This is a genomic window from Brucella sp. JSBI001 (genome assembly GCF_026014005.1).
In the GTDB taxonomy this organism is placed as follows: Bacteria; Pseudomonadota; Alphaproteobacteria; order Rhizobiales; family Rhizobiaceae; genus Brucella; species Brucella anthropi.
Genome location: NZ_CP110339.1, coordinates 3,784,792 through 3,798,753 on the forward strand (window position 1 = coordinate 3,784,792; position 13,962 = coordinate 3,798,753).

Here is a 13,962-nt window from a genome sequence, read left to right on the forward strand (position 1 = left end):
TGTGAGCAACTCTCATATTCTGTCAAGAGCGAAAAATGTGAGTCCGTCATGAAGCAGAATTCCGCCACGGAAACAGAAACAACCAGTGCACCGATCCTGCGCCGCACCCCCAGCCAGAGCCGGGCGCAGGAAAAGATTCGTCGCATTGCTGAATGCGCCACGGCGCTGATCGCCGCCAAAGGCAGCGACAGTCTCAAGATGAGTGAGATCGCCCAGCAGGCCGGCATCTCGATTGGCGCGCTCTATCAGTATTTTCCCGATAAAAGCGCCCTGATCCGCTACCTGTTTGAAAGCTGCAATGCCCAATCGCGCCAGTGCATCGAGGAAGGTCTTGCAGCGGCCCATTCTGCCGATGAGCTGATTGTCGCGTTCAATGCATTGATCGATGAATATCTGGCACTGATGCGTCAGGAACCGGCAATGTGCGACATCTGGTCGGCCACGCAGACCGACAAGTCCCTGTCAAAACTGGAAATTGCCGAAAGCAGGCAGAATGGTCAGTTGCTTGCTGATACGATCCGCCGGATTGCCCCCGGCAAGGTGTCCGCACAACTGGACGAGACTGCTTTCCTCCTGATGCATTTTGGCGAATCCACCATGCGCATCGCCGTCGACGTTTCGGAAGAGGAAAGCATGACGCTGATAGAGGCCTATAAAGTAATGGCCACACGCAGCTTGCGAGACCTCCTGGCAGGATGACGCCAAATATCGCCCGGTCCGATCAGTTTCGTTGCGTTAATATGTCAGCATTACTGATGGATCTGTTCGTTTCGGCAACACATTTTTGCGAAATCCAGCAATTGCCGATGAAATCACAATCCTTCTGTTGCGCTTCCTGCGCCGATGGGACATAGAAAATCCGCAAAACCGGACGCGCCCGGTGCCGGTTAACAGAGCCTGCCATCTATGGAGATCTATCATGGCATTTCTCGCCGACGCCCTTTCTCGTGTAAAGCCATCTGCGACCATCGCGGTCAGCCAGAAAGCACGTGAGCTGAAAGCCAAGGGCAAGGACGTGATTGGTCTCGGTGCGGGCGAGCCCGACTTCGACACGCCCACGAATATCAAGCAGGCTGCCATCGACGCGATCAATCGCGGTGAAACGAAGTACACGCCCGTTGCCGGTATTCCTGAACTGCGTCAGGCCATCGTTGCCAAGTTCAAGCGTGAAAACGGTCTCGACTACAAGCCGGAACAGGTCATCGTCGGCACTGGCGGCAAGCAGATACTGTTCAACGCCTTTATGGCGACGCTGAACCCCGGCGATGAAGTCATCGTACCTGCCCCCTACTGGGTCAGCTATCCTGAAATGGTAGCGATCAACGGCGGCAACCCGGTTTTCATCAACACGAAGATCGAAGACAATTTCAAACTGACCGCCGCCGATCTGGAAAAGGCCATCACACCCAAGACCAAGTGGCTGATCTTCAACTCGCCGTCGAACCCGACCGGCGCGGCTTACACGGAAGCGGAACTCAAGGCCCTGACCGACGTTCTGGTTCGTCATCCGCATGTCTGGATCCTGACCGACGACATGTATGAGCATCTGGTCTATGGCGATTTCGTCTTCACGACGCCTGCTCAGGTCGAGCCTTCGCTTTACGACCGCACGCTCACCATGAACGGCGTGTCGAAGGCCTATGCCATGACCGGCTGGCGTATCGGCTATGCGGCAGGACCGCTGCAGCTCATCAAGGCCATGGATATGGTGCAGGGTCAGCAGACCTCGGGCGCCTGCTCCATCGCACAGTGGGCCGCAGTCGAAGCACTCAACGGCACGCAGGATTTCATTCCGGAAAACAAGAAAATCTTCCAGGCCCGTCGCGATCTGGTCGTGTCGATGCTCAATCAGGCCAAAGGCATCAAGTGCCCGACACCGGAAGGTGCGTTCTACGTCTATCCGTCCTGTGCTGACCTCATCGGCAAGAAGACGGAAGCCGGTAAGGTCATCGAAAGCGACGAAGACTTCGTCACCGAACTGCTGGAAGCAGAAGGCGTCGCCGTCGTTCACGGTTCGGCTTTCGGTCTTGGACCAAATTTCCGCATTTCCTATGCAACGTCAGACGCGCTTCTCGAAGAAGCCTGCACGCGCATCCAGCGCTTCTGTGCCAGCCTGCGCTAAACAAAACAAAATAGAATAACGAAGGGGCCGAAAGGCCCCTTTTTCGTTTCTGTATTTTTGACAAAAAGAGGCGGCTTGGCAAAAAGCCAAAAAAAAAGCCAGACAAATGTCTGGCTTTGAGTTTTGAAGGTGCCTTTGAGGCAAACCTCCAGAGGGGAACACTCAGCCTGCGCAAATGGGAGGAGGAAACGCAGCGCTGAGATGATCTTTATATGCCTGTTGCCCATTGTTTTTGCAATGCGACTTTAGCGCAATGCAGCTATGCATTTTACGCATGACTAGATTAAGCAAGAAACTTATTTAAAAACAAAAGCTTACAGCAAATTGAATTACTTCGTAATATTATAATGTGCAAATTAGCCGCCTAAAGCATGAGCATCGGCAAAACAACGATGCCTCCAAATTTGGCAAATCGCCCTTTCTGAGTCGCTCAAAGCAGATGTCATGCAACTGTCACGGCTATGCAGCGGGCCTGTCACACAACGCGCCTAAAAGCCCCGGCAAGACGCCGCGCATGACGCGCCCGGCGGATGTGCAGCGCGCGAAAAGTGCTGCGACAATAGACAGACCCGAGAAGGATCGTAGCCGTGCGGATCGTTCAGATTACAGATACCCACCTCAGCCCCATTAAGCCGCACTTCAATCGCAACTGGGAACCACTCGTTGCCTGGATCGATCAGCAAAAGCCCGATCTCGTCATTCACACCGGCGACCTGACCGTCGATGGCGCAGACGTAGAGGCTGACCTTCTGTTCTGCCGCGCCTGCCTGAACGAGCTTCCAGTGCGCGTTCTCAGTCTTCCGGGCAATCACGATATCGGCCATCTTCCCGAGAGCCACCAGCCGGTCAATCCGCAGCGCCTGATGCGCTGGCGTCGTCATATCGGTCCGGACCGCTGGGCGGAAAATTTCGGCAGCTGGCGCATCATCGGCCTCAACAGTCTCGTCATCGGCTCCGGTGAAGCCGAAGAAGCGGAACAGTTCCAGTGGCTCGAAGACGAATTGAAGAACAGCGATGGCAAGCCCGTCGCCGTCTTCGCCCACAAGCCGCTCTTCGTGGACGATCCGGATGAAGGCGACAGCGGCTACTGGGGCATTCGCCCTGCCCCGCGCCAACGTCTTTATGATCTCTTCGCTCAGTATAATGTTCAGCTTCATGCCAGCGGCCACCTGCATCGTGCATGGTCGGGCGACGCCTTCGGTACGAATTATGTCTGGGCGCCTGCCGCAGCCTTCATCGTCGGGCCGATGGAACGCGACCTCCCCGGCGAACGTATCCTCGGAGCCGCCATTCACGATCTCGATGAAGTCGCCACAAGCAGCATCGTCCGCATTGATGAGCTGACGCCCTATGTCATCGATGACGTGGTGCATGAAGTCTATCCACACCACGCTGGCGACGGCGAGAAAGTCGCTGAGGAGGCAAGCCAGTGAGCACGCTCGTCCTTCGCGACATCGGCAAATCCTACGGGGGCAATCGCATTCTCGATGGCATTTCCATCGAAGCAGCAGAAGGCGAATTCATCGCCCTCGTCGGCCCGTCAGGCTGCGGAAAGAGCACGCTTTTACGTATTCTGGCTGGTCTCGACCATGCGGATGAAGGAAGCGTGGAGTTGGCAGGGCGTAACATAACCGGCGCCCACCCTGCCGACCGCAACATCGCCATGGTGTTCCAGTCCTACGCGCTCTATCCCCACCTGACGACAGCGCAGAACATCGCGGTGCCGCTTGCAATGCGTGATCTGACCGCCGTGGAACGCCTGCCAATGATCGGCGCTTTCATTCCCGGCCAGCGCAGGAAGCGCGCCGCCATCCAGAAGCAGGTCAGGGCAACCGCAACAAGCCTCAAGATCGACCACCTGCTCGACCGCAAGCCGGGCCAGATGTCCGGCGGCCAGCGCCAGCGCGTGGCCCTTGCCCGTGCGCTCGTCCGCCAGCCCGGTGCATTCCTGATGGATGAACCATTGTCGAACCTCGATGCCAATCTGCGTGTTCACACTCGTGCGGAAATCGTCGAATTGCATCGCCGCGCCGATGTCCCGACTATCTATGTGACCCACGACCAGGCTGAAGCGCTCAGCATGGCCGACCGCGTTGCTGTGATGATGGGCGGAAAACTGCTGCAGATCGACACGCCAACCGCAATCTATAACGATCCGCGCCATATCGAGGTCGCACAGTTCATCGGCACGCCGCGCATCAATATTCTGGAAGCATTGGTCAGCGATAACGGCATGGTGCATTTTGCCGGTCGCCCCATCCTGCAGGACGTCGCCGCCCATTCCGGCACTAATATCCGCATCGGCATTCGTCCTGAGCATTTTCAGCTCAAGCCGCATGACAAGACTGGCATTGCGGGCACGGTATCGCGGATCGAATTTCTCGGCTCGGAAGTACTGGTCTATCTCAAGGCTCCCGGCGCCTCACAAGATCTCACTGTGAAGCTCACACCCGAACAAGCCCGTGACATTGTCGTCGGCCTGCCGGTGGGCCTGCATTTCGATGCCAGCCACGCCCACCTCTTCGGAGAAGATGGTTTGCGCCTGCGCCAGCCCGCCGGGAACATCGTCAAACCTGCATCGCCGGCAAAGGCTGCCGCTCATGTCTGATTTTACGCTATCCGGCCCTGCGGCCACCAGCGCGCGCACTGCGGCTGATGAAGCCCGCCGCCGCGAAGAACGGCTGGCCTGGAAACTCGCAGCTCCGGCCATCGTTCTGACGGTGCTGCTGATCCTCCTGCCGACAGCCGCCGTCATTTTCTGGAGCCTGACCAATTTCGAGCTTGGCTATGACGGTTTCGAATTCATCGGACTGGAAAACTACGCCGAACTCTTCAGCGACCGGACGTTTCTGGTCTCGCTGAAGAACACCGCCATCTATACCGCGATCGTGGCACCGGCCTCCGTCTTTCTCGGCCTTGGCGTGGCCCTCCTCATCGAAGGCGAAGTTCGCGGCAAATCCTTCTTCCGCACGGTCTATTTCCTGCCGGTCGCTTCGCTCCTCGTCGCCATGGCAACCGTCTGGCAATATCTGCTGCATCCGACACTCGGCCCCGTCAATGCCATGCTGGGCATGATCGGTATTGCCGGTCCCAATTGGCTTGGTTCCAGCGACACGGTTCTGACCAGCCTTGCGATGATCGGCGTATGGCAGAGCGTCGGCTTCAACATGGTGCTGTTTCTGGCCGGGCTCACCGCCATTCCGCGAGAACTCTATTCCGCAGCCGAAGTGGACGGCGTGAAAAACAGCTGGGAACGCTTCCGGCTGGTCACGTGGCCCCTGCTCGGACCCACCACGCTTTTCGTCACGACGATCAGCATCATCAATGCCGTGAAGGTGTTTGAGACGGTCAAGACGCTGACCGAAGGCGGCCCGAACAAGGCATCGGAAGTCCTGCTCTGGACCATCTATCAGGAAGGCTTCGTCTATCTGCGCGTCGTTATGCCTCGGCAATGACGGTGATCTTTCTCGCGGTTCTGGTGATCCTGATGATGTTGCAGTTCCGCGTGCTGGACCGCCGCACCCATTACTGAGGAAACCCGGATGACATTGGCTCGTTCTTTCCGTCTTGGCATTCTTTCACTGGGTGCCCTGCTTTTTCTCGCGCCCTATATCTTCATGCTGTCGACGGCAGCAAAGTCGCAGCAGGATATTTTCTCGTCCTCCCTGTCGCTGATCCCGCACAACTGGGCACTCCTGGATAACCTTGCCAAGGCATTCAGCCGTGTGCCGATGGGGCTCTTGCTGTTCAACGGCGTAGTCGTCTGCGCGCTCATTCTGGTCATTCAGGTCGTGGTCGCCATTCCCTGCGCCTATGCCATGGCAAAGCTCAATTTCCGCGGCCAGCGCACTATGATGATGATGGTCATGCTCGGCCTGCTCGTGCCGATCCATGCCACCGCATTGCCCTTCTATGTCGGCTTCAATCAGCTCGGCGTGCTCAACAGCTATTTTGCTCTCAGTGCTCCGTTCTTCATCTCGGTCTTCGGCATATTCCTGTTTCTGCAGTTCTTCCGCGCCATGCCGGATGATCTCATCAGCGCCGCGCGTCTCGACGGCATGTCAGAGGCAGGCATCGTCATGCGGGTGATCGTACCCAATGCCTGGCCCGCCATCACCGCCTTCTCGATCTTCTCGGTAGTTGCGCACTGGAACGATCTGTTTTGGCCGCTGATCGTCATCAACGGCATGGAGCGCGCCACGCCACCATTGGGTCTCCTCTATTTTCGCGCTGCGGAAGCAGGTGACGATTATGGGGCCTTGATGGCGGCAACCCTCATCATCACGCTGCCGCTGCTGCTTGCGTTTCTTGCCGCCCAGCGCCGCTTCATCGAAGGCATCACCCTCACCGGCCTCAAGGGCTGAATTCTTCCCTCCCATCCTCCACAGGAGTTCAAACATGAAACGCTTTTCCGGTGCACTCGCCGCTCTGGCTATGGCAACAGGCCTCGGCTCGCCCGCCTTTGCCGAAACGACGCTGAATGTGCACTATCCGATGCCAGGCTTTTTCAAGGATGTCATGGCTGACATCTCTGGAAAGTTCATGGCAGAAAATCCGGACATCAAGATCAACTTCGTCAGCCCCTCGGCAACCTACGAAGAAGGCATCCAGACGATCATGCGTCAGGCCGGAACGTCGGAAATGCCGGACATCACCTTCACTGGTTTGAACCGCCTGCGCGTATTGGCCGAGCGCAACATCGGCGTCGACATGAAGCCGCTGGTCGAAAAAGAAACCGACATGGAAGCACAGGGCTTCACTGATCACCTGCTGAGCCTCGCCCGCGTTGGCGACCGTCAGGTTGGTCTTGCTTTCGCGACCTCCAACCCGATCATGTATTACAATGCCGATCTGGTTAAGGCTGCAGGCGGCAATCCCGACACGCCTCCAACCACCTGGGATGAAGTGATCGAGCTCGGCGGCAAGATCAAGGCGCTTGGCAACGGCAATGAAGGCATTGATTTCCGCTGGCAGGGCGACGACTGGATGTTCTCGGCGCTTCTGTTCGGCGCAGGCGGTACCATGCTGACCGAAGACGAGAAGAAGGTCGCCTTCGACGGACCGGAAGGGCTCGAAGCCTTCAAGCTGGTCGACCGCATGGTGAAGGAAGGCGGCATGCCGGTTCTGACCAAGGCAGCGGGTGAGCAGGCTTTCGCGGCTGGCAAAGTCGGCTTCTCGTTCCAGACGACTGGCGCGCTGCGCAACACGATCAAGAATGTCGGCGACAAGTTCGATCTTCGTACCGCGAAAATTCCTCTTATCAATGCTGAAAAGGGTCGCCTGCCAACCGGCGGCAATGCCGTTGTTATCCTGACAGAAGATCAGGCCAAGCAGGATGCGGCATGGAAATTCGCCAAGTTCGCTGCCGGCCCTTACGGCGCTTCCGTTGTCGTTCCCGGCACCGGCTATGTGCCGAACAACGAACTGGCTGCAAAGTCCGACGAATATCTCGGCAAATTCTACGCGGAAAATCCGCTGTTCAAAGCCGGTCTCAGCCAGATGTCACTGATGATCCCGTGGTATGCTTTCCCGGGTTCGAACGGCGTGAAGGTGACGCAAACCATCGTGGACAATCTTTCGCGCGTCGTCGAGCAATCCGCCACGCCGGAAGACGCCCTTGCCGATGCGTCCAAGGAAGTGCAGCGCCTGCTGCCACGCAAATAACCAGCCATCGCCATAAGCAAAAAGGCCGCGCTAGCGATCAGCGCGGCCTTTTTTTATGAACAGTAAGATACGATTAATAGGTCCAGTTGCGGGCCTTCGAGAACAGGAAGTCGCGGAAAGCGTGCAGTTTCGCAGAGTTCTTCAAGGCTTCCGGATAGCAGAAGAACGTATCAAAGGACGGTATTTCTTCCAGTTCCGGCAGAAGTTGCACCAGCCCGGATTCCTTGTCGGCCATATAGTCAGGCAGAACGGCGATGCCGACGCCACGCTGCACAGCGCGACGGATCGACAGCAGATTGTTCACCTGCAACGCGGGAATGCGCGTGCTACCATCGGCACGCCCGGCAATCTCCAGCCAGTTTAGGCCTGTCAGATAGCTTGGCGCCGGTTCACCGAAAGTCACGACACGATGCTGATCGATCTCATCGATCGAATTCAGCTTGCCATATTTCGAAACATAACCAGCCGACGCATAGACATGCATATGCACTGTGAACAGCCGACGCTGAATCAGGTCTGGCTGCTGCGGTTGCCGCAACCGGATGGCACAATCCGCATGACGCATCGTCAGGTCCAGTTCCTCATTGTCGAGGATCAACTGCAGCTGGATATCGGGATAAAGCTCGACGAATTCCTGAATCCGCTCGATCAGCCAGCCGGAGCCAAGACCAACAGTCGTCGTCACGCGGAGACGGCCTGTCGGCTTTTCCTTGCTCTCGGCAAGCTTCGAGCGAACGTTTTCAAGTTTCATCAGCACGTCATGCGCCGTGCGATAAAGCGTTTCGCCCTGCTCCGTCAAAATGAGCCCGCGGGCATGACGATGAAACAGCGGGACGCCGACATCCTGCTCCAGCGCGCTCACCTGACGCGAGATAGCCGATTGCGACAGATGCAATGTCTGGGCTGCGTGGGTGAACGACCCAGCCTCAGCCGCAGCATGAAAAATGCGCAGTTTATCCCAGTCGAGCGGAGCGACCACGATTATCCCCTCTCATTGTTTTCACCGCATTCACCTTACGCAAAACCGCCTCACACTTTTGGCTTGGAAATGCTTTACTCCGCAGCTTCGTGCAGCGGTTCCTGTGCGGCAAGCCAGCGCTCGGCTTCCAGAGCAGCCATGCAACCCAAACCGGCGGCAGTCACAGCCTGCCGATAAATATCGTCCGTGACGTCGCCCGCAGCAAAAATGCCCGGAACGTCGGTAGCCGTCGAATCGGGTGCAGTCCACAGATAGCCGTTCGGCTTCTGCTTGAGCTTGCCCTCGAACAAAGAAACCGCAGGTGCGTGGCCGATAGCGACAAAAACACCGTGCGTGTCGAGTTCCTGCGTCTCGCCCGTCACGACATTCTTGAGGCGTACGCCGGTCACAGTTGCGCCCATCGGCGGCTTTGCCTCGGTGCCAAGGATTTCATCGATCACGCTGTTCCAGACCACCGAGACGTTCTGGCGCGAAAGCAGACGATCCTGCATGATCTTCTCTGCACGGAAGCCATCGCGGCGATGCACGACCGTCACGCTCTTGGCGATATGGGAAAGATAAAGCGCTTCCTCAACAGCGGTATTGCCACCGCCGACAACGACCACATCCTTGCCGCGATAGAAGAAACCGTCACAGGTCGCGCAAGCAGAAACGCCACCGCCCATGAAGGTCTGCTCGCTGTCGAGGCCAAGCCACTTGGCCTGCGCACCCGTGGCGATAATCAGGGCATCGCAGGTATAGATCGTGCCGGAATCACCCTTCAGGCGGAAAGGACGCACCGTGGTTTCAACCTCGGTAATAATGTCATGGACGATTTCGGAGCCGACATTTTCCGCTTGCTTTGCCATCTGTTCCATCATCCATGGCCCCTGCACCGGATCGGCGTAGCCCGGATAATTTTCCACATCGGTGGTGATCATAAGCTGACCACCCTGCTGGAGACCGGCAATGATGAGTGGTTTCAGCATGGCGCGAGCAGCATAAATCGCAGCGGTATAACCAGCAGGACCTGAGCCGATGACTATGACTGGCGCGTGACGCTGTGACATGAAGTTCTCTCCGGTCCCGGAACGTCTTGATCTGATTGATCCAGATCAGCGCTCCACATGTTTGTTTTCACATGTACCTTGTCCAAAATGTTCCACACTTCGGGGGTACTCTAAAATCGATTTAAAGCGGCGGGTTCCGGCTCACCAGAATCGCTTTCGCGCCTGTTTGGCCAATGCCCCGACATTATGGCCAAGGTAGGTCTGCCCCTCAATGTTTGCAAGGTTCCACAGGGATTTGCTGTGCTTTAGCCACAGCTTGTGACCTTTAAGCAAAGCCTTTGACAGCCAGCGCATTGCGGGTGGATCGATCTCACGCTAAACAATGGAAAATTTGCCCAACCTCGGAGCCGTCCGCCATTTATAAGACAGTCGCCAATATCTGTGCGCGTTTCGGCCTCCTCATGGCGGTAGCCATGCTTCTGCCTGCAGCAATCGACCTGCGCGATGGGAGTGACGACTGGCTGATCTTTGTACGTTCAGCTGCGGCAACCGGCGCGCTCTCAGCCTTGATTCTGCTGGCCACCCAGAACCAGACGATGCGCTTCACCCCGCGCCTTGGCTTTCTGCTGACGGCGTGCCTCTGGCTGACAGCGAGTTTTCTGGGTTCGATACCGCTTTATTTCTCGCATTTGCCGATCAGCTATGCGACGGCCTTCTTCGAGGCCATGTCGGGCGTCACGTCAACCGGCGCGACCGCGCTGACCGGGCTCGACAACATGCAGCGCGGCATTCTTTTGTGGCGCTCGCTTCTCTGCTGGATCGGGGGTATCGGCTTTATCGGCTTGGCTCTGCTGATGCTGCCGTCCCTGCGGGCGGGCGGGTTGGCGCTCTTCCATATGGAGAATTCCGACAAGTCGGAAAAAATTCTCCCGCGCATGAACCAGATCGCGCTCGGCATCGTGCTGGCCTATCTCAGCCTGACCGCCGCCTGCATCATTGCTTATTTTGCCGTCGGCATGAGCATGTTCGACGCCATCAACCACGGCTTCACGACGATTGCGACAGCAGGCTTTTCCACTCACGACAGCTCCATCGGCTTTTATCAGGGAAACCGCCCGCTCCTGGTCGTGTCCACGATCTTCATGGCCCTCTCGGCCCTGCCCTTCGTGCTCTATATCAAGGCCTTCATGCCACGCCGCATGGAATCGCTTGTCGACCCGCAGGTGAAACTGTTCTTCACGATCGCAATCAGCTTCAGCTTTGCACTCGCGGTGGTTCTGCGACTTGGGTCCGATGTGCCTTTCGGCGACGCGCTGATCTCGGCTTCGTTTCATTTTGTCTCGGTCATGACGACAACAGGCTATGCCACGGAAGATTATTTCCTGTGGGGACCACCGGCGATTGGAATTTTCTTTCTCGCTTCATTTCTGGGTGGCTGCGCCGGGTCTACATCAGGCGGCATCAAGATGAACCGTCTCATCATCCTTTGGAGCTTGACGCGCGCCAATCTTGCCCGGCTCATCATGCCACATGCTGTCATCAAGATCCGCTACGGCAGCTCGGAAGTTTCCGGCGAAATCGCACAGAACGTGCTTCTCTACCTGTTCCTCTACTGCGCCTCGCTGATTATAGGCGCGGTGCTGCTTGCTTCACTGGGCCTCGACTTCGTGTCGGCCTTCACTGGCGCGTTGACTGCCCTCTCCAATATCGGCCCCGGCTTTGGCGACACCATTGGCCCCGTCGGCAACTTTTCCACCATTCACGACCCGGCATTGTGGGTCCTTTCCTTCCTGATGCTGGCAGGGCGTCTGGAGCTCGTTACCGTGTATATCCTGTTCACTCGCACTTTTTGGGTGCGTTGACAGAACGTTAGGCAGTTTACATCCGCCCGTTTCATTTGATATGAGCAGGATTAGATTGCGCCACGATGGCGACGAATGTTCTATAATTACCCCGGAATGAAATTTCCTTGCGCGCGGAGTTACGCATGCCGATCAAGGCCGATCTGGATGAAATCGATTGGAAAATCCTTCGGGAGCTCCAGAATAACGGGCGCATCACCAATGTCGAGCTGGCCGAACGCGTCGGTATTTCGGCTCCGCCCTGCCTGCGCCGTGTGCGCAAGCTGGAAGAAAGCGGCGTTATCCGGGGCTATCGGGCCATTCTGAATGGCAATTCCCTTGGACAGGATTTGGTCGCTTTCTGTTCGGTTGGCCTCCATCGCCAGGCAGATGCCGACCTCAAGGCTTTTGCCGAGAAATCCAAGCAGTGGCCTCTGGTACGCCGCGCCTGGATGGTTTCGGGCGAGTCCGATTTCCTGCTCCATTGCGTCGCGCGCGATCTCAACACGTTCCAGACCTTCGTGATCGAGGAACTGACCGCCGCTCCCAATGTGGATTCCGTGCGCACCGCGCTGACCATTCGTCCGGTCAAGGACGAACCGCTGATGATTCTCTGATATTTCGACGGTTTGCGCCGGGAATTATACCAGGTCTGGATGAGCTTGCCTCATCAAGACCTGGTTAAGCCCGTGCGGTGATTGAGCATTTTCAGGGCGTGATGCGTCAGCATTGCAGCGCCCTGTCATTACTTGTTACGTCCCGGCGAATACGCGCTCGTAGACAGCGCTGATGGCAGCTGCTTCCTTTTCGAGCGGAAAAGTCGCGCGAACATGCCTGAGAGCATTCTCGCCATCGCGTTCCGCCAGAGCCGGATCTGCCAGATAAGGTTCGATAGCCTTGCGCAGGGCATCTCCGTCACCGGCCGCAACCGATGTTCCGGTGCCTTCCACGATCATTTCCGCATAGGCACCCGCATCGCTGGCAACGACTGCCGTTTGCGACGCCATGGCTTCAAGCGGTGTCAGCCCGAAACCTTCATTGCGCGAAGGCGCAACATAAAGCGTCAGGCGGCGATACCAGACGCGGATATCCGGCACTTCCCCCAGAATGAGGATACGGTCCTGCAAACCGGCAGCGGCGATCTTCGCCTTCAGCGCATCCTCGAAAGACTGGTGTTCTGCAGTCGTGCGTCCGGTGATAATGGCCGTCCAGCCCGGATATTGCGGCAACAGCGCAATCATCGCATCGACGAAAAGGTCTGTTCCCTTGGAGGAACGCACGCGACCGAAGCAACCGACAGCATATTTTCCGGGCAGACCCGACGCCGCGAAACTGTCCTCATCGCCGACAGGCGGATGGAAACGCTGCAGATCCACCCCATGCATGATGACCTGATGCGGGACTTCGAGAAAGCTTCCCGAGCGACCACTCGTTGCAATCACCGCATTCATGCGGCGGATGAGCCATTTGGTAAACGGCTTGTGGTCTCGCTGTGCAGCTGAGGTAAAGATCAGCCTCAGTTTCATGCGCAGCACATCGCGCATGAAAATACCGGCGAGCATTTCAATATTGCGCCGCGCATGCCAGATGCGGAACGGTTTCGTAGCTGGCTTTGACCAGAAGGACCAAAGAGCGCTCCATCCCAGATGCGGAAGCGTATCCGGCAGGCCCGGCCCCATCGTCGCAATGTTCAACCCCTTTGCGCGCTGCAAGGGGATCAGCTGAACGATTGTCGATGTGACACCGGAGAGGCGGCGCTTGAAATTCGGCGCCACCACCTCAACGTCCTGAACCCGAACCGGTCCGGAATCTGGCTTATGCACGGACACGGAAATCAGACGAACTTCAAACCGACGATTTCATAGGAACGCGAGCCGCCCGGTGCGTTGACTTCAATCGTATCGCCTTCGCCCTTGCCGATCAGCGCACGCGCAATCGGCGATGAAATGGAGATGCGGCCTTCCTTCACATCGGCTTCCTGATCGCCGACGATCTGGTAGACCTTCTCTTCTTCCGTATCCTCATCAATCATGGTGACGGTGGCACCGAACTTGATGCGGTCACCCGACAGCTTCGAGACATCGATAATCTCGGCGCGCGCGACCAGATCTTCCAGTTCGTTGATACGACCTTCATTCAGGCTCTGGGCTTCTTTCGCAGCATGATATTCGGCATTTTCCGACAGATCGCCATGCGCACGTGCTTCGGCGATCGCCTCAATAATCCGAGGGCGCTCCGATTGCTGACGCCAGCGCAGCTCTTCCTTGAGCTTTTCGAAACCGCCAGGGGTCATAGGGAACTTTTCCATACCCAGTCCTTTCCTTCGTCCGGTACTCACCTCTCCCCGAGGTCCTGCACGCACCGGCA

At 57.2% G+C, this 13,962-nt stretch carries 12 protein-coding genes and 2 pseudogenes; 10 read left to right on the top strand and 4 right to left on the bottom strand.

The window, feature by feature from the left end; translation table 11 throughout:
• Positions 1–48 precede the first annotated feature (48 nt).
• The 8 genes and pseudogenes from LJ361_RS17940 (at position 49) to LJ361_RS17975 (ending at position 7,786) form a co-directional block, all read left to right on the top strand.
• A complete protein-coding gene (locus LJ361_RS17940) occupies positions 49–699 on the top strand; it encodes a TetR/AcrR family transcriptional regulator (RefSeq protein ID WP_010659660.1) in 651 nt (216 codons plus the stop codon).
• 220 nt (positions 700–919) lie between these two features.
• Positions 920–2,122: a pyridoxal phosphate-dependent aminotransferase gene (locus LJ361_RS17945; protein ID WP_010659659.1), complete on the top strand. Its 1,203-nt coding sequence runs from the start codon at positions 920–922 to the stop codon at positions 2,120–2,122.
• Between the two features lie 15 nt (positions 2,123–2,137).
• Positions 2,138–2,327, top strand: a pseudogene (locus tag LJ361_RS17950) (hypothetical protein).
• Between the two features lie 382 nt (positions 2,328–2,709).
• On the top strand, positions 2,710–3,555 hold the full coding sequence (locus LJ361_RS17955) for a metallophosphoesterase family protein (RefSeq protein WP_010659657.1): 846 nt from the start codon (positions 2,710–2,712) through the stop codon (positions 3,553–3,555).
• Positions 3,552–4,730 carry an ABC transporter ATP-binding protein gene (locus LJ361_RS17960; protein WP_010659656.1) on the top strand — a complete coding sequence of 393 codons (1,179 nt, stop codon included), beginning with the start codon at positions 3,552–3,554 and terminating at the stop codon, positions 4,728–4,730. The genes LJ361_RS17955 and LJ361_RS17960 overlap by 4 nt, the downstream gene beginning before the upstream one ends.
• A pseudogene (locus LJ361_RS17965) lies at positions 4,723–5,654 on the top strand (carbohydrate ABC transporter permease). Before LJ361_RS17960 ends, LJ361_RS17965 begins: the two are co-directional and overlap by 8 nt.
• A gap of 10 nt (positions 5,655–5,664) precedes the next feature.
• On the top strand, positions 5,665–6,486 hold the full coding sequence (locus LJ361_RS17970) for a carbohydrate ABC transporter permease (protein WP_010659654.1): 822 nt from the start codon (positions 5,665–5,667) through the stop codon (positions 6,484–6,486).
• 34 nt (positions 6,487–6,520) lie between these two features.
• Positions 6,521–7,786, top strand: coding sequence for an ABC transporter substrate-binding protein (locus LJ361_RS17975; RefSeq protein ID WP_010659653.1), 1,266 nt, complete (start codon positions 6,521–6,523; stop codon positions 7,784–7,786).
• Between the two features lie 73 nt (positions 7,787–7,859).
• Here LJ361_RS17975 and LJ361_RS17980 read toward each other — a convergent pair whose 3' ends face one another.
• Both LJ361_RS17980 and trxB read right to left on the bottom strand, forming a co-directional pair.
• Complete coding sequence (locus LJ361_RS17980; RefSeq protein ID WP_010659652.1) at positions 7,860–8,765, bottom strand: LysR family transcriptional regulator; 906 nt, start codon at positions 8,763–8,765, stop codon at positions 7,860–7,862.
• A 74-nt stretch (positions 8,766–8,839) separates the two neighbouring features.
• The gene (gene trxB / locus LJ361_RS17985; protein ID WP_010659651.1) at positions 8,840–9,814 is read right to left on the bottom strand and encodes a thioredoxin-disulfide reductase; all 975 of its coding nucleotides are present in this window, start codon (positions 9,812–9,814) and stop codon (positions 8,840–8,842) included.
• Between the two features lie 401 nt (positions 9,815–10,215).
• Here trxB and LJ361_RS17990 point away from each other — a divergent pair, with 401 nt between their 5' ends.
• Positions 10,216–11,616 (top strand): TrkH family potassium uptake protein, encoded by a 1,401-nt coding sequence (locus tag LJ361_RS17990; protein WP_029376059.1) that lies wholly within the window; start codon positions 10,216–10,218, stop codon positions 11,614–11,616.
• A 125-nt stretch (positions 11,617–11,741) separates the two neighbouring features.
• Positions 11,742–12,212, top strand: coding sequence for an Lrp/AsnC family transcriptional regulator (locus tag LJ361_RS17995; protein ID WP_010659649.1), 471 nt, complete (start codon positions 11,742–11,744; stop codon positions 12,210–12,212).
• Positions 12,213–12,347: 135 nt separating this feature from the next.
• Here the strand turns inward: LJ361_RS17995 and LJ361_RS18000 are convergent, their stop codons facing one another.
• Together LJ361_RS18000 and greA are read right to left on the bottom strand one after the other, a co-directional pair.
• Positions 12,348–13,418 carry a glycosyltransferase family 4 protein gene (locus LJ361_RS18000; RefSeq protein WP_029376058.1) on the bottom strand — a complete coding sequence of 357 codons (1,071 nt, stop codon included), beginning with the start codon at positions 13,416–13,418 and terminating at the stop codon, positions 12,348–12,350.
• A gap of 11 nt (positions 13,419–13,429) precedes the next feature.
• Complete coding sequence (gene greA / locus LJ361_RS18005; protein WP_010659647.1) at positions 13,430–13,903, bottom strand: transcription elongation factor GreA; 474 nt, start codon at positions 13,901–13,903, stop codon at positions 13,430–13,432.
• Positions 13,904–13,962 lie beyond the last annotated feature (59 nt).

Coding starts and splice junctions, on each gene's coding strand:
- LJ361_RS17940 (WP_010659660.1), top strand. CDS start 49: ATGAAGCAGAATTCCGCCACGGAAACAGAAACAACCAGTGCACCGATC.
- LJ361_RS17945 (WP_010659659.1), top strand. CDS start 920: ATGGCATTTCTCGCCGACGCCCTTTCTCGTGTAAAGCCATCTGCGACC.
- LJ361_RS17970 (WP_010659654.1), top strand. CDS start 5,665: ATGACATTGGCTCGTTCTTTCCGTCTTGGCATTCTTTCACTGGGTGCC.
- LJ361_RS17975 (WP_010659653.1), top strand. CDS start 6,521: ATGAAACGCTTTTCCGGTGCACTCGCCGCTCTGGCTATGGCAACAGGC.
- trxB (WP_010659651.1), bottom strand. CDS start 9,814: ATGTCACAGCGTCACGCGCCAGTCATAGTCATCGGCTCAGGTCCTGCT.
- LJ361_RS17990 (WP_029376059.1), top strand. CDS start 10,216: ATGGCGGTAGCCATGCTTCTGCCTGCAGCAATCGACCTGCGCGATGGG.
- LJ361_RS17995 (WP_010659649.1), top strand. CDS start 11,742: ATGCCGATCAAGGCCGATCTGGATGAAATCGATTGGAAAATCCTTCGG.
- greA (WP_010659647.1), bottom strand. CDS start 13,903: ATGGAAAAGTTCCCTATGACCCCTGGCGGTTTCGAAAAGCTCAAGGAA.